Raw genomic sequence first — 22259 nt, forward strand, 5'->3', positions numbered from 1 at the left:
AAAAACAACTTATCATTTTCAGCCAATTAAATATCATTTTCTGACTAAAATAAGGCTTAAATGACATTTTGTTTATTTCTTAATCGAACAAAATCGCTCAAGTGTCATTCCTGACTTCTCAATACTTTGCTTTTGTCGATCTAAAAAATTATTGGCGATCATCAACATCATATTGGCCGTATCAAGTTCTAAATTTTCTTTCGAAATCCTAGCAATCGCTTGATAAGCATCTAAACGTGAACAAAATGCTTGATGCTGTTCAATCGCAGTGATCGTGCTATGCGCTTCATCCAAGATATGTTTAGTTGCATTGACTTGATCAGTATAGGTTTGAATACGTTGGTCATACTGTTCTTGGGTAAGTTTTTGCGTGGATGATTCAGCAAAACTTTGCGTGCTCAATCCACTACTCAGAAAAATACTGCAGAGGCTCAAAATAAATCTATAGATCATGCTGAAGCAAACCTTTTATTTATAAAATATCTGCTTTCCATACATCTTCGTATTCATCAGCATCTATCATAAATCTAAAGCCTTGTTCCAAAGCCAGATAAGGGATCGCATCAGGAAAAACTTCTTCAAGCTCTTTTACACTGATCACATCAAAAAAATCTTCCCCCTCTTCCAACTCACCACCATAAATAAACCATGACACGTTTTCAGCATCTGGCTGTTTACGCAAACCCACGATCGGTTCTTTATTTAAGGTTTGCTTAGCGATAGCCACGAGATCCGTTTCATTGACTTTGATATATCGAGAGTCAAATTCTTCACACACTAATTTCTGTTCTTCTACAAAATCTTGCAACATGTACATTTCCGAGCGATTGGATTTTGTTAAATTGTAAGCTGACAGTTTGACAATCACAATCAATTCACCAAAAGAATCTTGCATCACGCGTTTATTTTGTTAAACTTGATTATGTTACATTTTCAAGGTGAATCGTGATGCCGCCAAATTTGACTCCGCCATCGAAGTTAAGTGATCGCTCTGTAAGAGAAAATTTTAAGACAATCAATTCTCTTATTTCTATTATCGAGCCTATCTCAAAGCAAGATTTACGTACAATTGAATTTCGTAGCAACATCTGTATTCCCTATCCTTTGGAAACCGTTGCAGCAGGTTTTCCATCACCCGCTCAAGACTATACTGAAAAGAAAATTGATTTAAATGAACACTTAATTCATAACCCTATTGCAACCTTTATGTTAAAAGTTAACTCCTTATCAATGAAAAATGCAGGTATTGAAATTGGAGATGAAATTTTAATTGACCGTAGCCTAGAGGCTGAACACGGCGATGTTGTTTTGGCATTAATCAACAATGAATTTACAGTCAAACGCTTTATGCAAGTTAAAGTATCTACAGGAATTTATGATATTTGGCTCAAAGCAGAAAATCCTGATTTTCCAGATATTCATCCACACAGTGAAGAACAAATTATGATTTGGGGTGTCGTTACTTGTATTCTTAAAAAATTAAAATGATCATTGAACGGCATAGCCTTTGTTTGTGCCAATCATCTTCAAGCTTCATTTGCGATACCCACATGGCAACCAAGACTCACTAAAAATAGGTTAAAAAAATAATTGTTATGATTGAATCATTAAGACGTCTAGCACTCTCTCATCAAGGCCTAATTTCACCTGCTTCCTTTGGTACAGGATTATCTGGAACACGCCATGCGATTGAACATCTTGGCTATGTTCAGATTGATACAATTTCTGTGGTAGAACGTGCCCACCACCATATTTTATGGAGCCGTGTTCCAGATTATCAGCAAAGTCACTTAAATCAACTGGTCAAACAGCAGCATATTTTTGAATATTGGTTTCATGCAGCATCTTATTTACCAATGCAAGATTATCGCTATGCACTTCCTCATATGACATCGATTAGAAATGGTGAGCATCGTTATTTTAATCGCGGTGATCAAGCTTTTATGAATGAGATTCTAGCCCGGGCGAAAGCTGAAGGCAGTATTCGATTACGCAACATTGAACAAGGCAATAAACAAAATTCGGGGGGCTGGTGGAACTCAAGTTTAGCGCGTCGTTCGATTGAGCAATTGTTTATGCAAGGCGATTTGATGATTTCTGAACGTAATGGTATGGAAAAAGTCTATCAACTGACCGAATATTGTATCCCAAGTCATCTTGATCTGAGTGTTCCTACACTAGAGGAATATGCCCGCTACTTGTTCAATACCTCGCTCCGTGCACATGGCGTGTTTGCATGGAAGCAATTGTTGCATTTAAAAGTTGGGCAAAAGATTCGTGAGGCAATGCGTGACATCGTCAATGAACAATTAGATGCAGGTGTGATCACCACTTTAGCTCAATTCGGCAATAGTGACAAAGAGAGTCAAAATCTTTATATCAAAACCGATGCCTTAGAACAGATCCCGAATATTGAGTTAAAAGTAAAAATTCTCTCTCCTTTTGACAATCTGGTAATACATCGTGAACGTTTAAATACCCTGTTTAAATTTGATTATCGTTTGGAATGTTATGTGACACCACCTAAACGTGTATTTGGTTATTTTTGTTTACCTATTTTATATGGGGATCAAATTGTCGGACGTATAGATTGCAAAGCACATCGGGCAAAAAATCAATTTGAAGTCATCAGCCTACATCTTGAACCCCAGCATCTTAATCATACTATTGCAGACCCAGCGCATTTCTTTAGCGCACTAAACACTGAAATACACCATTTTGCCCAATTTAATCAATGTATAAATATAAATGAAGGTCTTCATAAAATTCTTGATGAAAGCAATAAACGATTTAAGTAATCGACAACGTAAGCTTAAAATCAAGACACTTAAAAATGAAGAAGCTTAAAATTCAAAATAGCTAAAATGACAAAACGCCTCAATTGAGGCGTTTTGTCATTTAGAAGCTACGATTAAGATGAGTTCAAAGCCCTATTTTTGCTGAGGCTTGTGTTGGCTTTGCTGATTTTGTTGAGCCTGTTGGTTGGATTGTTGCTTTTGCTGGTTTTGTTGATTTGATTGTTGATCTTGCTGACTGTGTTGCTTCTGCTGCTGATTAGATTGGTTGGGTTGACCTTGTTGGTCATTCTGCTGGTTTTGTTGCTGATTCTGTTGCTGATTCTGTTGAGAACTATGTTGTTGATTAGCCATTTTCATATCCATCCTTTTCAATATTGGGATATGCCGTACAAATCGACGACAACTGTTAATTTAGCCCTCTCAGTTTTCTATACAAGGATTGAGATGTTTCATTTTTCGACATTGTAAGCTGCAATTTAAGATATACCTTTTAAAAGAACCACTTCTCTATTTGCTCTTTTTACCTAAATTACTTAAACCACTACGAAGCTCAACAGTGCTTAGTCAGTTTTGCATCTCACCACACCAACGATTTAATCATCCAGCCCAAAGGATGAACAAATCCACACTAGATTTGATTTGAATTTATTTTAAACATCTTTTAATATTTCACTTGAATTTGTAACTTTTTCAAGACAGCCCATGAGCGAACAAATTTTTGCTTTGATCGACATTAACAATTGTTATGTCAGTTGCGAGCGCGTATTTAACCCCAGTTTAAATAATAAGCCCGTTGTCGTCTTAAGCAATAATGATGGTTGTGTCGTTTCACGAAGCAATGAAGCCAAGGCGTTAAGCATAGATATGGCAATCCCTTGGCATGAAGTTGAACAACAAGCTAAAAAAGCTGGGGTACTCGCCTTTTCAAGTAACTATGCTTTATATGGTGATTTTTCAGATCGTTTTTTTAAAATTTTAAAGATTTTTTTTAAAGATGAGGATTTGGAAGCCTACTCTATTGATGAATGTTTTATCAATCTCAGCTCTTACCAAGACTTATTCGATCTACAGGATTATTGTAGAAAACTCATCAAAACCATCCAAAAATGGCTTGGTCTGCCCTGTTGCATTGGTATTGGCTATAGTAAAACTCAAGCCAAGCTTGCCAACAATTTTGCCAAGAAACGTAGAGGCTTTGATAGCGTCTGTGACCTGACTGGTTTAGATTTATGCAGTTTTGAAGGCCTACTGCTTGAAACCAGTGTTGCAGAAGTCTGGTGCGTTGGACGTAAAACCAGCAAACGCTTACAAGCTTATAATATTTATAATTGCTATGACTTAACTTTTGCCAATGAACATTACCTTGCACGCGAGTTTTCAGTGGTCATTGGGCGCACCATTCGTGAGCTAAAAGGTCAATCCTGCATTGCATTGGACGATGCAAACATTCCCTCCAAACGCATCCTTTCCTCACGCAGTTTTGCATCTGCCCTAAACAATGTTGAGATTATCAAACAAGCCATTATTTTCCATGTCAATCGTGCACATCAACGACTCAGCAAGCAACGGCAACTGTGTGCAGTTGTGCATGTTTCCTTATATGAAAAAGTTGCACAGGCGCCCTATAAAAAGGCACAAAGTAGTGTCATTGGCTTGATGTATGCAACAGACGATTTGATGATTTTAACCAAGTCAGCATTACAGCAAATTGATGTTTTATTTAAAGAAAATTTAAAGTATGTAAAAGTTGCTGTGATGTTCTCAGCACTGCATAGCAAAAGCCAGCACATCAATGACTTATGGCATCCTGTAGACTTTATTCAGCAACGTGATCAACTTATGGATACGCTCTCAAGTATGAAACAACGCTTTGGCTCAGACTGTATACAAGTGGGTTATCATTCCAACCAAGAAACATGGAAAATGCGCCAGCAAAATCGATCTCCAAGCTATACAACACGTTGTAGTGAGATCTTATCTATTGACGATAGTCATATGGCTGTTACACAAATCAAATGAATAGTTTTGGTCACTCAGTTTAAAATAAAGTCTCTGTAAAACATCTGCTAAAAATGTCATATTTTAACATTGCCATTTACTGACAAAATTAACATTATATAGCCCATACAAGGCACTGCGTTTCCGCGACGATTCAAAGAAAATATAAAGTATTTGTGGAAAAATATGCCATAATATGCAAACTTTGCAGACATCTTGCAATTTTTTTTTGCGACTTTTGAATTGGAGCACTCTCAATGAGTTCGACCATTTTGGTCATTCACGGACCAAACTTAAACTTGCTAGGAAAGCGCGAACCTGAGGTCTATGGTCACCTCACATTGGATGACATTAACCAACAATTGAGTCTCCAAGCACGTCAAGCCAATATAAGTTTAGATACTTTTCAAAGCAACTGGGAAGGTGCTGTGGTCGATCGTATTCACCAAGCACAACAAGACGGCATAAAATTTATCATTATTAATCCTGCCGCGCTGACCCATACCTCAGTCGCTATACGTGATGCCCTACTTGGCGTTGCGATTCCATTTATTGAAGTACATCTTTCTAATGTTCATGCACGTGAAGCATTTAGACATCATTCTTATTTATCAGATAAAGCCGTTGGCGTCATTTGTGGTTTAGGTGCCAAAGGCTATTCTTTTGCACTTGATTTCGCCATCGAAAAACTTAAATCTTCAACCCAATCATAATTTAGGAATACGAACCCATGGATATTCGCAAAATTAAAAAGCTCATCGATTTGATGATCGAATCTGATCTTCAGGCAATTGAAGTGAAAGAAGGCGATCAATCGATTGCTTTAACTCGCCGTAATCCTGTGGTTGCTGCTGGTGTAGCACCTATTGCCCTCCCAACCGCTGAAGCGCCTGTAGTTAAAGCTGCCTCTCGTGGTGCAGTAGAAACGTCTCCAATGGTTGGTGTGTTCTATTCAGCGCCAAGTCCTGGTGAAGCACCCTTTGTAAATGTAGGTCAAACTGTTTCTGCAGGTGAAACCCTCGGGATCATCGAAGCAATGAAAATTATGAACCCGATTGAAGCAACACAAAGTGGTGTAGTTGAAGAAATTTTAGTAAAAAATGGTGATGTAATCCAGTTCGGTCAACCTTTATTCCGCTACCGCGCGTAATACCTCGGGGGTTGATATGTTGCAAAAAGTTTTAATTGCAAACCGAGGTGAGATTGCGTTACGCATCACTCGAGCTTGCAAAACTTTAGGAATCAAAACTGTCGGCATTTATTCAGATGCTGATAAAGATTTGATGCATTTACGTTTTTGTGATGAAGCAGTATGTATAGGTCCAGGTGCGAGTAGCGAAAGCTATTTAAACATTCCTGCCATTATTACCGCAGCAGAAATTACAGGCGCAGATGCCATCCATCCCGGTTATGGTTTCTTATCTGAAAATGCTGAATTTGCAGAAATTGTAGAAAACTCAGGCTTTATTTTCATTGGACCGCGTCCTGAACATATTCGTCTAATGGGAAATAAAGTTTCTGCAATTACGGCGATGCGTAAAGCAGGTGTACCAACAGTTCCTGGTTCAGCACATGCTGTGACACCCAACAATGCGTTGGCTGAAGCCAAAGAAATTGGTTTCCCACTGATTGTAAAAGCTGCTTCAGGCGGTGGTGGTCGCGGAATGCGTATTGTTGAACGTGTCGATACATTACTTGAATCTGTTCAAGCTGCACAACGTGATGCTGAAATGTGGTTCGGTGATGATACGGTTTATATGGAACGTTTCCTGCAAAAACCACGTCATGTTGAAGTACAAGTTTTAGCAGATGGTAATGGTCAAGCGATTCATTTATATGACCGTGACTGCTCTTTACAACGTCGCCATCAAAAAGTGCTTGAAGAAGCACCTGCACCAGGTTTACCAGAAGAAGCGCGCGCGCATATTCTTGAAGCCTGTGTCAATGCATGTAAGTTGATGCAATACCGTGGTGCTGGTACTTTTGAGTTCTTATTTGAAGATGGTGAATTCTTCTTTATCGAGATGAATACCCGTGTTCAAGTTGAGCATCCTGTGACTGAACAAGTGACTGGTGTAGATATTATTGAACAGCAATTACGTATCGCTGCGGGTCTAGGTTTAAATCTTCAACAAGAAGATATTAAAATCGAAGGTCATGCAATTGAATGCCGTATCAATGCAGAAGATCCGTCGACCTTCTTACCATCACCAGGTAAAATTGAATCATTCTATGCGCCAGGCGGTGCAGGTATCCGTTTAGATTCTCATATCTATCAAGGATATAGCATTCCTCCGTATTATGACTCAATGATCGCAAAGTTGATTTCTTATGGTAAAGATCGTGAAACTGCGATTGCCCGTATGAAACAAGCCTTGGATGAGATGATCTTGACTGGAATTAAAACCAATATTCCATTACATAAAGATCTGATCCTTGAAGACAAAAACTTCTGTTCACAAGCAATGGATATTCACTACCTTGAAAAACACTTGTTAAAACAAGTTCAAGGACATGAAAAAGATGCTTAATATGCATCCTCTAATCCAGTAAAAAATCCAATAAAAAACCTCTGTAAAATCAGAGGTTTTTTATTTTAAAGCAAATGCTTGACTATTTAGCCAAGCATTGATGCTTTAAATCAACTTAAGGCAAGACTCTGCGTAAAGTAGCAAAGCACTGATCGCCTTTGTCAGAGATACAAAAATTCAAGGTGTTCTTATTAATCCACTTCACAAAATATTGGGTAACTTCACCAGACTGATCTTCTTTACGCCCCGAACAATCTGTTTCATTATTTTCATAGCGAATTTGCATGATTAATGCAGGTGGCTTTTCCAGCGTATTATCAGGTGAAGGCTGATAATCAAACAGACCGATTGACCACTCTTTGGCACTATTCACAACCACTTCATTGGAACCGCGAAAATTATAATATTCTGTACATTTCTTATTTTCTGGAATTTCCATGCCCCATAAGCCTAAAATTTCAGGGCGAGTATTTATACGAATTGTGCTTGTGGTATTGGTTGCAGCCACAGTCGTAGGATTGGTTGCTTGAGGTTGAACTGTTTCAGCTCTCGCAAAAGGTGAAAGGCTAAGCAATAAAGAAATTATAAGTGCTGTTTTTTTCATACCAAGTCTGTATGTAATATTTCATCAGACATAAATTAGCATAGATTTAGAATAAAACATGTAAAATTAACCATATATGAACAATCTTTCTTGTTTAGTCTAGGCAAAAACATTTTTGTGACGAGCCCGAATTAAGGTAACTAAAACTATTGATTTATCGATATAAATAGATATGATTACTTATTAATACCTTAGCAGAGCCAGATAGAATATTGGCTTAGAGATTAATCCCTCTTTAGAATAGGTTAGAAAATTGCCTCGAGCTATCGCATATTTAAGTCAAACGCTTAAAGACAACATCTCTGCATTTTTTATTATTGCAATGATTATTTTTGTCTGCGCATTGGCTGGAATATTTGGTAGACCCTTATCCTTTCTTGCCATTTTTTGGCCCGCAAATGCTGTTTTACTTGGACTTTTTTTAAGGTTTCATCGCTTAAAAAATATAGGGGGATGGATTGGCGCATTTACCGCCTTTATGCTCGCAGATCTGCTTACTGGCAATTCATTTTTAATCACCTTCTTTCTGACTCTGGCCAATCTAGCTCACGCCTTGGTCACATTAGGACTGATTCGTTTTTTTAAACTGGATTATAAACAATATAATAAAGGCCTAACATTTTTATACTTATTTGCAATCAGTGCCTTTGGCGGTTGTTTAGCTTCACCAATCGTCGCAAGTTTAACGGTCCCTTATTTACCAAACACCTTTATGGTTATGGATAGAATCTGGATTGATTTTGGGATGTGGTGGACGGGAGAAATCCTCAATGTCATTGCCTTTTTACCGATTATATTGGCAATCCCAGATAAAAAAACCATTCAAAGCCATATCCAACAATTTAAACAACAGCCTTTTCAGTACGAAAAATTTCTTCCACTGTTGGGCGTGATTTTATCGGTCATTCTGACCCATTTTTTTCTGGGTCCTGGTGCAATTATGTTCCCCATTGCAGCACTGGTCTGGGCTGCACTAAGCTATAATTTATTCTTTGTCTCTATCATTAACTGTATCGTGTGTATGCTGCTCTATAATGCATTGACTGCATATTATATCGCTCAATCTCCAGATGCCTATTTGGGTACTACTTTGTCTGTACGCATCGGTTTAATGATGTTGGCTTTAGGGCCTTTAACCCTTGCTATTATCAGTTTAAATCGCCAAAAACTTTATCACCAAATCTTATACTTAGCCATTCATGATGGTCTCACCACCACACTCAATCGTCGTTATTTCTATGAAGAAAGTGAACGTACCATTGCTGAGGATGTTGAAAAGCAACAAGCACACAGTGTCACGATTTTGGTTTTAGATTTAGATCATTTTAAGAAAATTAATGATCAATATGGCCATGTGATTGGTGATTATGTTTTGCAAGAGTTTACCCATCAAGTCAAAGCACAAATTCGTGCGAATGATCTATTTGGTCGCTTAGGTGGTGAAGAGTTTGCTATATTATTAAAAGATCTATCTTTAGAACAAAGTGTTGCCATTGCACAAAGAATTTGTAATAGCGTTTTTAATACCCCGATTCATTTAGATGATCAGCGTAGCTTAAATATCAGCGTCAGTATTGGCTTAAGTTATCAGACTTTACCCTATTGCATACCTTTTCAACAGCTGATTAAACGGGCTGATGATGCTTTGTATTTAGCCAAGGAAAAAGGTAGAAATCAACTTTGTCTAGAAACCACGATCGAGCAAAACCAAAAGATATTTGCCCAATAACTCAGAACAGCAAGGGAAAGCTATGAAATTTTCAGAATATATTCAATATGATGGTATCGGTTTAGCACAGCTTGTTCAAAACAAAGAAGTACAAGCACATGAATTATTAGAAATCGCAATTCAACGTGCTGAACAGGTAAATCCTAAAATTAATGCGATCGTTATTCCGATTTATGAACAGGCATTAAAAAATACCCAAAACTATGCAACTGGTCCCTTTTCAGGTGTACCGTTTTTGCTCAAAGATCTACACCAAGAATATGCGGGTGTCGCAACTTCATTTGGTTCTAAAGCATTTAAAAATGCTAAATATATTGCTAAAGAAAACTCAGAAATCGTCAATCGCTGGGTAAAATCGGGCGTGGTTACTTTTGGTTTAACCAATTCGCCAGAGTTTGGCATTAAAGGTATCACTGAACCTGAGGCTTGGGGCAGTTGCAAAAATCCGTGGAATTTAAAACACAATAGTGGTGGTTCTTCAGGGGGTTCTGCTTCTGGCGTGGCAGCAGGTATCGTACCAATTGCAGGTGCGAGTGATGGAGGCGGTTCTATTCGGATTCCAGCCTCGTATTGTGGCCTATTTGGTTTAAAGCCAAGTCGTGGACGTACACCTTGGGGACCTGAAATCAGTGAAGCAATGCATGGGGCTGCGATGCAACATGTATTGTGCAAATCAGTCCGTGACAGTGCCGCAATGTTAGATGCCACTCAAGGCTCAGATCGCACGGCGCTTTTCAATATCCAAAGTCCAACTGAACGCTACTTGGACATTATTGAAAAAGCCCCAAAACGTTTGCGAATTGGCTTTTCCACTGTTTCCCCAATTGGAACCAAAGTTTCAAAAGATGCAGTACAAGCCATTCAAAAAACAGCCAAACTTTTAGAATCTTTAGGACATATTGTTGAAGAAGCAACCCCTCAGATTGACGGTATGGCTCTTGCCAAAGACTTTATTACCACATGGTTTAGTCAATGCGCTTATACAGTCAATCAAGTCAAACAGCGATTTGGCGCAACAGATCAAGATTTTGAATTAGATACACTGGCAATTGCCGCATTTGGTGCCAAAGCTTCTGCTGTGGACTATATTAACAACCTCAATAACTGGGGTGTTTATGTTGCAAAAATGAACCATTTCTTTGAGCGTTATGACTTATTTCTGATTCCGTCTACAGCCTCAGTTGCACCTAAAAATGGTGAGGTAAAAACACCATCTTGGCAGGTTCCGATTTTAAAAGCCTTGCTCAAAGTTGATCAAGCCCACTTACTGGCAAAAGGTAAGCTGGTTGAGCAGATGATTAAAAATAATTTGCAATGGGTTCCATTTACCCAATTGGCCAATATCACGGGCTTACCTGCCATGTCAGTACCTTTATATTGGAATAAAGATAATCTGCCCTTAGGTTCACAATTTATTGCACCTTTTGGACGTGAGGATGTGTTATTACAACTGGCAGCACAATTAGAACAAGTACAACCTTGGGCAGCTAAATATAAAGGTATTGCGATATAAATTTTATCAGCTTAAATATTCACATTAGACATCTGGTACTGGTGTGAATATTTTTTGAGAATAGCGTGGCATTGCAAGCTTTTCAATCATACATATTCATTTTTATAGAAGAGTATAATTTCCATAAGTTATAAAGTTTGCTTTCATAAGACTATTCTTAATTCGCTACTTTAATCATCTATATAGAAATGAGAAACATCACGCAATCAATATACATCACGTAAGTAACGTTTTTGTTCAATCAACTGCTCAAACTGATTTTCACCTAAAATATCGATTAATACTGTTTCAACCCCTTGTGCCATCCCTTTTAAACTACCACAAATGTAAATTGATGCACCTTGCTCAATCCATTGTTTAAGTTGTGCTGATTTCTCCAATACACAATCTTGTACATATTTCTGATTATCTGTATCACGTGAAAACGCATAATCAATTTGCGGTAGTACAGACTGTTGTTGCCATAGATTCAATTGATCTGCAAAGCCAAGGTCAACTTGGTACTGACGTTCGCCATAAATTAACCAGTTTTGCTGAAAAGACCATTCTGCGCGTTGCCGAATATGTGACATCAAGCCTGCTATCCCAGAACCATTTCCAATCAGAATAATAGGCCGATCATTTTGAACCAGATAAAATGCGGGATTTGAACGAACTCGACAAAAAATTTGCTCACCTAAAGCCAGCGCATGGGTAAGATAGCCTGAACCCAGCCCTAAACCTGTTTGATGAACTTCTCGTCTGACCACCAACTCAATCTGATTTTGCGATGTAATACTGGCAATCGAATATTCACGAATCGGTAAGTCTTCTGCCTGTGCCAACCATTGCTCAAATGCCGTTGAATGTTGCATGGCATCAAATGAACGTAAATTCTTAAACCGCAATAATTCTATTGGGTGATTAGCCTGAAGCACACTGGAGTTTTGAAGATTAAAATGATCTAAAAATGCCTTGATTTGTGAATCTGTATTGGCACATTGAATTTCAAGAATATCACCAGATTTCCAGCATAATGCTTCAACTTGGGTAAACACAAGATGATACATTGGATGCCCTAAACTGCCTTGATTTAACAAATGGCGTTCAGATAACACTACAGAATGAAATGGATGTTGTGTCAATTGAACAGGTTGAACGGAAAATTGCGGCAAAACTAGGTTAAGTTGAGTTTGCCATTCCGTCAGACCTGTAGGGTTCAGTTGATCAACACAAATCATGGGAAATAAAGCTTGTGCATGGTTTTCAGTTAACCATAAATCCAATTGTCTACCAAAATTACAGAAATTTGCATAATGCGAATCACCAAAAGCCAACACAGCATACTCAATGTCATTTAAATCAAATGACTTTGTCATTACATTTTCAACAAAATGACGTGCTGAATCTGGTGCATCCCCCTCACCATAAGTGCTGACGATCCATAAAATCTTTGTCCCATGCTTGAATAAAGCAGCATTCACCTGTTCAATACTCAAGCACTGGACCAAATAACCTGAAGCAGACAATTGCTGGGCTGTTTGCAAAGCAAAACTTTCTGTCTGCCCTGACTGACTTGCATATACAATCAAATATTCATCTGCATTTTGAGCTAAATTGCGTTTTGATTGAGGTCTCAATAAAAGCAACAGAAAAATGCCATGAAATATAAACAAGATTGCTAAAAATATAAGTACAGTCAGTACAGCATGTGTCATTGTTCTAACCTTTTATACCACTGTCCAAACCAGAAGCATCAATAGCGCTAAGCTAAATACCGTCAAGAAAAGATATGTTTTTAAGCGAGTCTTAATACTTAAAAATAGGATATAGCCTGCCAATGATAAGATCGTAATGATGATTGCACTGATATCAATCAGCCAAGTCCATGCTTTACCCGCATTTTTTCCACGGTGCAAATCACTGATCAATGAAACGGTAGAGGCTGGTTTAAGCGTAATTTCAGCTTGACCATTGTCTAAAGTGACCCAAATATCTGTTGAACCTGCTGGGCTTGCCAAATGAATCATGACTTCATTGTCCATGACTTCACCACTCTTATAACGACCAATGACTGCATGATGTTGTCGTAGATAATCTACGATTTGAGTGCTTGGATTCTCTTGGTCTTTAATTTGAGTCAGGACATTTTCAGGTAAAGTAATCGTTTCAGTATTTTCATCTGTTGCAGGGGTAAACCATTCAGGGTGGTTTAAAATTAATCCCGTAACAGCAAAAAAGATTAATACAATAAAGGCAAAAGCTGATAACCAGCCATGCACATAACGTGCATGGCGGTAAAAATCTCGACGTTGATACACAATTAAACTCTCATCAAAACTTTTATCAAAACGCTTATCCGAACAGGCATAGTCAGCAAATTAATTCACTTTCTGGAAATTCAGTTTGACGACACCTATTTCCTTTTGTGCAGGTAAATTTTGAGAGGAAGCTTTTGCTTTTACGTCCAAGTTAAAAGTTTGATAAGAATGATCACCATGCTCACGTGAAGCTTCAACATGTATTTGATACTGTCCTGCATCTACAGTTTTACCATTGTCATCTTTACCATCCCAAGCCAGTTTATAATTACCCGGTTGGCGTGACGGTTTAGCAACTGCATCCAAGTTCGTTATTTGACGACCATAACGGCGCCACCATACATAGTTTGAATTAATCCATTTCGGGTCTTTGCCCCAAGCTGCAAGTGTCCGCACTAATTTTTTATCACTGTCGGTCACCCAGATCGAGATATAAGGTGCACGATAATTTTCCACAACCAATTTGGGAATAACCAAATCGATCACCGCTTGATAACCTGCGGGCCATTTTGCTGAAGCATTTGCTGCAACATTATGAAAATCTGCTTGCTGTGGCAGTTGAACCAAAGCATTCCAACCTGTACTTTGGTGCGTTTCACCCGTTGATAGTGTCAGTTGAGCTTCATAACCGAGCAAAGATTCGATCAGTTGCATGCCTTCTGCTGGCTTCATCACAGTTAAGGCTGTTGCTAAAGCATCTGCATCCGCAGCACATTTTCCAACAACTACACATTGCTCAACATGTTGGATTGGCAAACCGGTATGTGGATCTAAAAGATGAGATTGCCCCGCCAGACTACGATAACCCTGACCACTGAATGCGACCGCTTGGTCTTTTAAGTTTAAAACTTGGCTTGGTGCTAGATTGTCATAGTGATTAAAGGCATCTTGTACACCAACATTCCAACCCGCTTGATTGGGTGAGGTTCCCCAAACGCGCATGTCACCACCAATATCCAGTAAAATGCCTTTTAAATTAGGGACCGCTTGACGTGCTGCAATTAAAGCTCGATCAATAATATAGCCTTTTGCATAGCCATCTGGTGCAAAAGTAACAGAGCTATCCATTTGCACACTTTTTGTTTTTTCATCCAAGCGAACACTGTTGTCTTGCAACTGCGAAAGCAATTGATCACGTGTACTTTGATCAATTTCAATCACACCATTGGCCTGTTGCCACATTGCAATCAAATTGCCTAAACGCGCATCAAATGCGCCACAGGTTTTACCACGCCAAGCTTCACATGCAGCGATGACTTGATACAAATCCGAAGATGCTGTGAGATGCTTTTGTTGGTTGAGTTGCGAAATTTCACTGTCATTTTGCCAAGTTGATAACACTTGATTCAAATCAGAAATTTCTTTTTCGATTGCAGCTGTTGCACGTGCAGCTTCTTGTTGCGAAGTTCCAGTAATCACCACATCTAAAGATGTACCCAAAACATGATCACGATGGAAATGATGGCTTTCCAATTCAACATGGTTATTGCTTGTAGCAGAAACCTGCACTGTTTCTGCATAACTATGCAGTGGAGATATCAGTGCTAATGCCATGACCAGAGGCGAAAGACGAAATACGGCACGAGTTGAGGGTGAACGTCTGCTTGATGAGGACATACGGATAGTCTCTGAATTTTGTTAAAATAATATTGATAATGATACTTGTTATCAAGTACATTATGTAAAATATTTTAACTTAAGTTTACAGGACGCTTGAAATGAATCAATGGCTCAAAATTGCCTTGCTATCTGCATTACCCGTAGTTGGTTCTGCACATACCATCAGCCCTTTTATTCTCCCTGAAATTTTTGATACCAGCGCATCTCAAAATGTAAGCTTCCAGAGTTCACTGACCCTTGAAAAATTTTTTGTTCCCAGCATTAACTTTAAAACCAGCTATCTCCTTACAGATCCTAAAGGTCAGCAAATAAAAATAAACCCTGCTGCCGAATTAAAACGCTTTAATGTTGCTGAGTTTGATCTTCCAAGTGAAGGGACTTACCGTATCCGTACAGATAATGCTTTAGGGAATAGTAGTAAATATGCACTTATAGATGGTCGTTGGTTACGTATCCGCCCTGTACGTCCACAAAATGCAAATATGCAAGCGCCTAAACCAGAACAACCAAAAGCCGATGTTGAAAAAAAACCAGTAACACCACCACAACCGCCACGTTCAGTTTCAGCAGACCAAGTCCCTGCAAACGCACAAATCTTAGAAGTTAAAAACAATATTATTGCTGAAAGCTTTGTCACCAAAGGCAAACCAAGCCCTGTTCCAGCAGTCAGCAATAAAGGATTTGAAGTTAAGTTTTTTACTCATCCAAATGAGTTGTTTGCTGGTGAATCATTAAAAGCGCAGATTTTACTCAATGGCAAAGCTGTACCAAACCTTGAGATTGATGTGTTTAAAGGCGCCAGTAGTTATGAAACCAGTGCGCAACGTGAACAACCTCATGTAAAAACCAATGCAAAAGGTGAAGTGGACGTTAAATTTGAAAAACCTGGAATTTATTTGATTACGACTTCTTATCCAGAGGCTAATCCTGACAATAGCAAAAAGCCAGAAAGTGAAATTTTTACTTATGGTCTAACCGTTGAAGTTGCTGAGTAAATCCTATTAAGATCTTAATTTTTATTTAATAATTAGTATATTTATTAAGTTCTTTCACAAGTCTTTTTAAAAGCATAAATCGACATAAAAGCACCCTCGTCCTAGCCTTCTCCCAGTGGGAGAAGCAACTTTCAATACCAATATGATTCAATTCAAATGATCATTTTTTGATTCATCAAAAAGACCCCATCAAAATTTAGAATAATAATCAATTAGATAGATATAAAAACTTGCATTACGCTAAAATTAAAAGACTTTAGCATTTTTTTGCATAAGTAAATCAACAATCAAGACAACCACTTATACAAAAAAGTCATAAGATATGCCTGTTTTTTGATATCTGGCAATATAAGTCATGTTTGGTCCTGTTGAGTTTATTCTAGCTGGCGTTTTAGTCGGCTTCTGTGTAGGTATTACTGGTGTAGGCGGTGGTTCTCTTATGACCCCCATCCTGATTAGTTTATTTCGAATAGAACCACACATCGCAATCGGAACAGACCTACTCTATGCGGCTATTTCTAAGTTTTGTGGCTCAATGGTTCATGCTAAAAAACTCAATATTGTTTGGCCGATTGTTCTCTGGTTAGCCTTGGGCAGTGTCCCAGCTTCATTTATCACCCATTGGGTTTTAGACAATTACCTCAGCAGTTCAACACACTACAAAGCCATTTTAACCATGGTGTTAGGCTTTATGCTGACCATAACAGGCTTGTCTATTGTGTTCCGTTCTAGAATTGAAAAATTCTTTGCTAAATTTCGTGCAGAAAAGCAAGATTTTCATGAGGCCAATAATTTCAACATTGAAGGCAAACGTACTTATGTTGTGATTATGGGGATTGTACTGGGTGTATTCGTGACCCTTTCTTCTGTAGGTGCTGGCGCATTTGGTATCATGGCGCTGATCCTCATGTTTCCCAATTTACCAATGATTCGTATCATCGGTTCTGATGTGGTACATGCTGTTTTGTTAACCTCTGTTGCTGGGTTTGCGCATATGACATCTGGCAATGTAGATTTTCATCTGCTTGGATGGTTACTGGTGGGCTCAATTCCTGCAATTGTGGTGGGGACCTTGATCAGTTCTAAAATGCCAGAAAAAATGATTCGCAAGGTTTTGGGGATCACCCTATTTGCCTTGGGTATTAACTTTATCTTAAACCCAGTTAAATCCAAACCTGTAGAAAAACCACAGGCTGCAATGGTGACGCCATCCGTCCAACAACCACAGGTTTAAAATTAAGCTTTTATTGATAACTAATAATTATGAATTGACCGCAAAGTTTTAATGATTTATTTATGACAAAACTTCGGCCAATTCGTGTTATATTCTGACCACTAAAAATACTTTCTGTATGTTTCTAATACCCAGTGACGGCAATGAATACATTAAATTCAAATCCAATTACTCAATCAGATATTGATGACGTGAATGTCCAAAGCATTCAAACGCTGGTAACCCCAGCGGAACTTAAAGCTGAATTACCATTAAATGAAAATGCCTACCAAACTGTACTTCATGGTCGGGAAACTGTTCGTAATATTTTAGATGGTAAAGATAAACGTCTATTTGTTGTGATTGGCCCTTGTTCTATTCATGACCCTGTTGCAGCACATGATTATGCAAATCGTTTAAAAGTATTAAGTGAAAAAGTAAAAGATACTTTATATATCATCATGCGTGTTTATTTTGAAAAACCTCGTACAACCGTTGGTTGGAAAGGTTTGATCAATGATCCAGATATGAATGATTCTTTTAATATTGAAAAAGGTCTACGTTTAGGTCGCAAACTATTGCTTGAGTTAAACGATAAAGGCTTACCTTGTGCAACTGAAGCGCTTGACCCAAACTCACCACAATATTACCAAGATCTTATTTCATGGTCTGCGATTGGTGCACGTACAACGGAAAGCCAAACGCATCGTGAAATGTCTTCTGGTCTTTCTTCACCTGTAGGCTTTAAAAACGGTACAGATGGTGGTTTAACCGTTGCAACCAATGCCATGCAGTCTGTTAAACATGGTCATAGTTTCTTGGGTTTAAATAACGAAGGCCAAGTTTCAGTGATTCGTACCAGCGGTAACCCTTATGCACACGTTGTATTACGTGGTGGTAATGGTAAGCCGAACTATGATGCGGGCTCTGTTGCTGAAGCGGAAAATGCGTTAGCAAAAGCCAAAGTCAGCAATAAAATCATGATTGATACCAGTCATGCCAACTCAAATAAAGATCCGTATTTACAACCGCTTGTGTTGAAAAATATCACTGAACAGATCTTAGATGGCAATAAATCTATTGTCGGCATTATGGTTGAAAGCCATATCAAAGGTGGACGCCAAGATATTCCTGAAAATCTGGCTGATTTAGAATATGGTAAATCGGTGACTGATGGTTGTATCGATTGGGAAACCACTGAAAAAGCGCTTCTGGAAATGGATGCAGCTTTAAAAGAAATTTTACCAAATCGTTAATTAATATAAAAACGCCATCTACATAGATGGCGTTTTTGTTTATGATGTTATTAAACATTTTCTGTAAGAATGCTATGAACGAACTTGAACAAGAACTCTGTCAAATCGCAAACTTCCAGTTTGTCCACGAACATTTACTGACTTCAGGTCAGCCGAGTGCTGAACAACTGAAACAGATTAAAGAATACGGCGTAGATACAATCATCAATCTGGCATTTACAGATGCCAGCTTACACCTTGAACATGAAGATAAAATCTGTGCTGAGTTTGGGCTCAACTACATTCAAATTCCAATCCATTGGGATACACCAGCAGATGATCAATGCTTATTTGTGTTAGATTTGATCGCGCATTTGGTACAGGAAAAAATTGTTTGGGTACATTGTGCAAAAAATATGCGGGTGAGTTGTTTGATGTATTTATATCGCCAATATTATATGGATATCGATATGCCAACCGCACAAGAGTTGATGCATCAAATTTGGGAACCTAATGAAACTTGGACCGGTTTAATACATGCCGTTGCCTTACAACTACAAGGGCGTAAAGCCACTGAAGATTTACAACACTCTTTGATGAATGCGGATCAGTTTTCTTAAACCAACATAACAACAGTCCAATCATTGATGCATTTAAGTAAAATCATCAACATGAACAAAAATAAGCGCCTTATGGCGCTTATTTTATATTCTAATAAATTAATTTTTGATTTGCTTACTTGATCAATGGTTACTTGATTAGAAGCTGCTTGATCAAAGCTAAATTTTCAGCACGGGTTGCAGCCAAAATCAAACTGTTATTGGCAGTAAGATTTGTCCATTTTTGATTCCCACCAGTACCGCAATTATAACTAATCAAACGTGCTCGGTTATTGCTTAAATAACCATATTCCAAATCAAAACATTTTGAACCTTGCTCGATACGTTGCAGTGTGGCATTCATCGCCCACACTTGGCTTGCTGCATCATGGTTACATGAGCTTAGATTAATCACACCACCCTGATTGGCTAAACACTGATCCATATATTTTTTGCTGTGGATTTTACCCATTGCATCGTAGATCCACTGTTCAGTGTCATCATCCGTACAGCCACTCTTACCACTGATATAGGCATTCAATTTGCCATTAGCCAGTGTTTCAACTTTTAGACAATTTGTCCCGTTTTTAATGCTGGAAACATGGTTTAAATTGAAATCATTGCTTAGTTCCAACTTTGCCACAAACTGATTAAATGCCTCAATCGCTTCAACATTGCCACTTTCGAGATCAGTTCGATATGCATTTATCCAGCGATTTAAACGATAAAGTTTAATTTGCTGTTGGGTATAACGGACCATTTCTGTTTGCGCGTCCGCTGACAATTCAGTTTTAAATTGACGATAAGAGTCAAATAATAAGCGTGAATCCGCATCTAGGCTGACCACCTCTTTACCTTTATTATTCAGCAAAGCTTGTTCGAGCTGTGGCATTTCAAGTGTTCTTAATGCCGAATACTCTGCTTCTTTACCAATAGAAACAAAAGGTGCCATTGCTTGTGTAGTGACTGGAATATTGATATTCGACAATTTCACTGCTTGCTGGCCTGCTTTTTGGCAGTAGAGATCAACATTTTGAGGCGTATCACTTTGTGCAAGGTTGATATGGAACTTATTGGCATTGCTACCTGAATTTACCCGTTGTGGTGCAAGTGCAATATTTTCTACTTTGTTGGCATACTGCACATTTAACCAACAACTTGCAGCTGTGCCAGCCGTGTTGGCCTGAGGTAGATTAAAGACATTGCCCCAATTGCCTCGTGCCGCAGGATAAATAATCCCCACCTGATTAACTGGATCATAGCCACCTAAAATCGTATAAACAGGCACACTAAACAACCGTGGTTTTAAAAAGTTACCATCGGCACTGTTATACCAAACATTGCCTGAGTTTGGCGTTTTGGGTTGTGCATCCACCATTTCACGTGTTGCTGCATTCCATTTTTTATAACCTGTCGTAGAATTTGGATCCCACACGTATTTATCAAAAGCAGGTTGAATTTTTAACCACATACTATAACCAGTATAGTGGGTATATTTGGAAATCGAGCTAGCGCTAGATCCACCACTCATGGCATCCCAACCATAAGCATAGAGATTTTGGAAGTTTGGTACACCATTACTGCCATCACCTAAATTGGTATTGCCCCAATTTAAATTGCCACGCATTTTATTTCGAAATGCAATATATCCCCAGCCGCTATCCGCATGGTGTGCAGACCAGAAATAATTTGTAGGACTTCCACTTGTTTCGACTGAGCCAGGATAATGCCCTAAACCATAGTGATGCCCGATTTCATGGCTAAATTCATTCCCCACCGAATCGATCAATGTCAAAATACCATTTCCACCACTTAAGCCGTGATTGGACTCACCATTGGCATATTTACCTCTGGCATGATGAATCACCACACTTTGAGTCACTTGTGGTTGCTCTTGGCTTTGCATCGATGAACTGGTGACACCCCAATTCGCTAAGTTAATTCCAACACTAAATGTTGATTTAGCAGTATTTTCACGCATATCTCCATCATAGACACCACCATTGGTTGCACTGACAGAATCGTAAATGACACCACTTGCAACCATGACCCGATTAAGCTTCATTTCATCGTATTTGCTGACAATCATTTTTGCAGCAGGGATGGTTTGGAAATAATCGGTTCCTGCTTTTTCAGGTTCCAACAGCATATAGTGACCATTGGATTTAGGTGCATCAGTCAATAAACCTAAACGAATACTTTGCACCACCAACTCGCCTGGTGCTGCAAAATCAATATCTGCCCCAGCTAAAGAACCACTGCGATTGTTTACAGAGTCTATAATACGGATGGATAATCCTGAACGTACCTCATCCCACTTTAATGCTACTGACCATGCCTGTTTAGAGTACATCACCCGCGCTCGATCATCCTGATTAGATTGATCTGAAGCAGCAAGACGCGAAGGCTCTTTTAGATTTACAGTACGTATCAGTTGGTTACCTTGATAAATTTCCGCTTGTAATTTATCAACATCCCCCATTGAAACCAAAGGTGTAACCAACAACAATGCATCTTTTTGCGTTGTTAAGCGTGGCATTTTATCCTGTTCATTATTCTTCGGATTTACCACATGGCTTTGGGCAAACTGTAGCATTGCAGCAAAGTCACCATTTAAATCATTGCGTAATAAGCGATTTCCACCCTGTGCATTAAAATCATAAAAGCCTAATACACTGCTTGAGATTTTATTTTTAACTGGTTCTGGATATTTTTCTACTACAGGTGGTGTTGTGCCTGTACCACCATTTGAACCGCCCGAACCATTTTCAGGAGGTTGTGTTGTACCACCATTTGAGCCACCTGAACCACTCTCTGGAGGCTGAGTCGTACCGCCATTTGAACCGCCCGAACCATTCTCTGGAGGCAAAGTCGTACCACCATTTGCCCCCCCTGAACCGTTGTCTGGAGTTTCTGGTGTACCATCTCCAGGTAACTCATTTGTACCATCGCCAGGGTTTTGCGGTATATTCGATGGCTGATCATTTGTAGAATGGCTATCACTACCGCCTCCACATGCGATAAGCATTGCTGAAAGCGTACAAATTGTTAAATATTTAAACCGTAATTGCATCACATATCTTCCCCATATTTATAACGACTTATCTCTATCCCTAGTTTCTGA

20 protein-coding genes are annotated in these 22259 nt (G+C 38.7%); 12 read left to right on the forward strand and 8 right to left on the reverse strand.

The window, feature by feature from the left end; translation table 11 throughout:
- Window positions 1-72: 72 nt before the first annotated feature.
- Both MTO68_RS12865 and MTO68_RS12870 read right to left on the reverse strand, forming a co-directional pair.
- Complete coding sequence (locus tag MTO68_RS12865; RefSeq protein ID WP_244012778.1) at window positions 73-402, reverse strand: hypothetical protein; 330 nt, start codon at window positions 400-402, stop codon at window positions 73-75.
- A gap of 70 nt (window positions 403-472) precedes the next feature.
- Complete coding sequence (locus MTO68_RS12870; RefSeq protein ID WP_151957464.1) at window positions 473-811, reverse strand: hypothetical protein; 339 nt, start codon at window positions 809-811, stop codon at window positions 473-475.
- Window positions 812-948: 137 nt separating this feature from the next.
- Between MTO68_RS12870 and umuD the strand changes: the two genes are divergently transcribed.
- Window positions 949-1488 carry a translesion error-prone DNA polymerase V autoproteolytic subunit gene (umuD, locus tag MTO68_RS12875; protein WP_151802384.1) on the forward strand — a complete coding sequence of 180 codons (540 nt, stop codon included), beginning with the start codon at window positions 949-951 and terminating at the stop codon, window positions 1486-1488.
- A gap of 107 nt (window positions 1489-1595) precedes the next feature.
- Window positions 1596-2798 carry a crosslink repair DNA glycosylase YcaQ family protein gene (locus MTO68_RS12880; RefSeq protein ID WP_244012780.1) on the forward strand — a complete coding sequence of 401 codons (1203 nt, stop codon included), beginning with the start codon at window positions 1596-1598 and terminating at the stop codon, window positions 2796-2798.
- A gap of 132 nt (window positions 2799-2930) precedes the next feature.
- Here MTO68_RS12880 and MTO68_RS12885 read toward each other — a convergent pair whose 3' ends face one another.
- Entirely contained in the window at window positions 2931-3149 is a 219-nt protein-coding gene (locus MTO68_RS12885) for a hypothetical protein (protein WP_244012782.1), read from the reverse strand.
- Window positions 3150-3500: 351 nt separating this feature from the next.
- Here MTO68_RS12885 and MTO68_RS12890 point away from each other — a divergent pair, with 351 nt between their 5' ends.
- From MTO68_RS12890 to accC, 4 genes are all read left to right on the forward strand, one after another.
- Window positions 3501-4817 carry a Y-family DNA polymerase gene (locus tag MTO68_RS12890; protein ID WP_244012784.1) on the forward strand — a complete coding sequence of 439 codons (1317 nt, stop codon included), beginning with the start codon at window positions 3501-3503 and terminating at the stop codon, window positions 4815-4817.
- A 236-nt stretch (window positions 4818-5053) separates the two neighbouring features.
- A complete protein-coding gene (aroQ, locus tag MTO68_RS12895) occupies window positions 5054-5509 on the forward strand; it encodes a type II 3-dehydroquinate dehydratase (RefSeq protein ID WP_004719793.1) in 456 nt (151 codons plus the stop codon).
- Between the two features lie 17 nt (window positions 5510-5526).
- Window positions 5527-5946 (forward strand): biotin/lipoyl-containing protein, encoded by a 420-nt coding sequence (locus MTO68_RS12900; protein WP_004719790.1) that lies wholly within the window; start codon window positions 5527-5529, stop codon window positions 5944-5946.
- Between the two features lie 16 nt (window positions 5947-5962).
- Window positions 5963-7327 (forward strand): acetyl-CoA carboxylase biotin carboxylase subunit, encoded by a 1365-nt coding sequence (accC, locus tag MTO68_RS12905; RefSeq protein WP_004719789.1) that lies wholly within the window; start codon window positions 5963-5965, stop codon window positions 7325-7327.
- 115 nt (window positions 7328-7442) lie between these two features.
- On the opposite strand, the gene MTO68_RS12910 is transcribed toward accC, so the two are convergent.
- Window positions 7443-7931, reverse strand: a complete 489-nt coding sequence (locus tag MTO68_RS12910) for a hypothetical protein (RefSeq protein WP_244012786.1) — start codon at window positions 7929-7931, stop codon at window positions 7443-7445.
- 253 nt (window positions 7932-8184) lie between these two features.
- On the opposite strand from MTO68_RS12910, the gene MTO68_RS12915 reads away from it, so the two are divergent.
- Together MTO68_RS12915 and MTO68_RS12920 are read left to right on the forward strand one after the other, a co-directional pair.
- Window positions 8185-9660 carry a GGDEF domain-containing protein gene (locus MTO68_RS12915; protein ID WP_244012788.1) on the forward strand — a complete coding sequence of 492 codons (1476 nt, stop codon included), beginning with the start codon at window positions 8185-8187 and terminating at the stop codon, window positions 9658-9660.
- A 22-nt stretch (window positions 9661-9682) separates the two neighbouring features.
- Window positions 9683-11173, forward strand: coding sequence for an amidase family protein (locus tag MTO68_RS12920; RefSeq protein ID WP_151802378.1), 1491 nt, complete (start codon window positions 9683-9685; stop codon window positions 11171-11173).
- A gap of 206 nt (window positions 11174-11379) precedes the next feature.
- Here the strand turns inward: MTO68_RS12920 and MTO68_RS12925 are convergent, their stop codons facing one another.
- From MTO68_RS12925 to MTO68_RS12935, 3 genes are read right to left on the reverse strand one after another with little or no spacing between them, the layout of a single operon-like run.
- The gene (locus MTO68_RS12925) at window positions 11380-12870 is read right to left on the reverse strand and encodes a flavodoxin domain-containing protein (protein WP_244012790.1); all 1491 of its coding nucleotides are present in this window, start codon (window positions 12868-12870) and stop codon (window positions 11380-11382) included.
- A 12-nt stretch (window positions 12871-12882) separates the two neighbouring features.
- On the reverse strand, window positions 12883-13473 hold the full coding sequence (locus tag MTO68_RS12930; RefSeq protein ID WP_244012792.1) for a PepSY-associated TM helix domain-containing protein: 591 nt from the start codon (window positions 13471-13473) through the stop codon (window positions 12883-12885).
- A gap of 60 nt (window positions 13474-13533) precedes the next feature.
- Complete coding sequence (locus MTO68_RS12935) at window positions 13534-15090, reverse strand: DUF2271 domain-containing protein (protein WP_244012794.1); 1557 nt, start codon at window positions 15088-15090, stop codon at window positions 13534-13536.
- Between the two features lie 101 nt (window positions 15091-15191).
- Here MTO68_RS12935 and MTO68_RS12940 point away from each other — a divergent pair, with 101 nt between their 5' ends.
- The 4 genes from MTO68_RS12940 to MTO68_RS12955 all read left to right on the forward strand — a co-directional run bounded on the left by MTO68_RS12940 (window position 15192) and on the right by MTO68_RS12955 (window position 19156).
- Entirely contained in the window at window positions 15192-16088 is an 897-nt protein-coding gene (locus MTO68_RS12940; RefSeq protein ID WP_244012795.1) for a DUF4198 domain-containing protein, read from the forward strand.
- A 355-nt stretch (window positions 16089-16443) separates the two neighbouring features.
- Entirely contained in the window at window positions 16444-17322 is an 879-nt protein-coding gene (locus MTO68_RS12945; RefSeq protein WP_034615589.1) for a sulfite exporter TauE/SafE family protein, read from the forward strand.
- A gap of 143 nt (window positions 17323-17465) precedes the next feature.
- Complete coding sequence (locus MTO68_RS12950) at window positions 17466-18557, forward strand: 3-deoxy-7-phosphoheptulonate synthase (protein WP_004719768.1); 1092 nt, start codon at window positions 17466-17468, stop codon at window positions 18555-18557.
- Window positions 18558-18631: 74 nt separating this feature from the next.
- Window positions 18632-19156, forward strand: coding sequence for a protein tyrosine phosphatase family protein (locus tag MTO68_RS12955; RefSeq protein WP_034615591.1), 525 nt, complete (start codon window positions 18632-18634; stop codon window positions 19154-19156).
- Window positions 19157-19286: 130 nt separating this feature from the next.
- Here MTO68_RS12955 and MTO68_RS12960 read toward each other — a convergent pair whose 3' ends face one another.
- Window positions 19287-22208 (reverse strand): M66 family metalloprotease, encoded by a 2922-nt coding sequence (locus MTO68_RS12960; RefSeq protein ID WP_244012797.1) that lies wholly within the window; start codon window positions 22206-22208, stop codon window positions 19287-19289.
- Between the last annotated feature and the right edge of the window lie 51 nt (window positions 22209-22259).

Source organism: Acinetobacter sp. NyZ410 (assembly GCF_022828975.1).
Taxonomy (GTDB): domain Bacteria; phylum Pseudomonadota; class Gammaproteobacteria; order Pseudomonadales; family Moraxellaceae; genus Acinetobacter; species Acinetobacter guillouiae.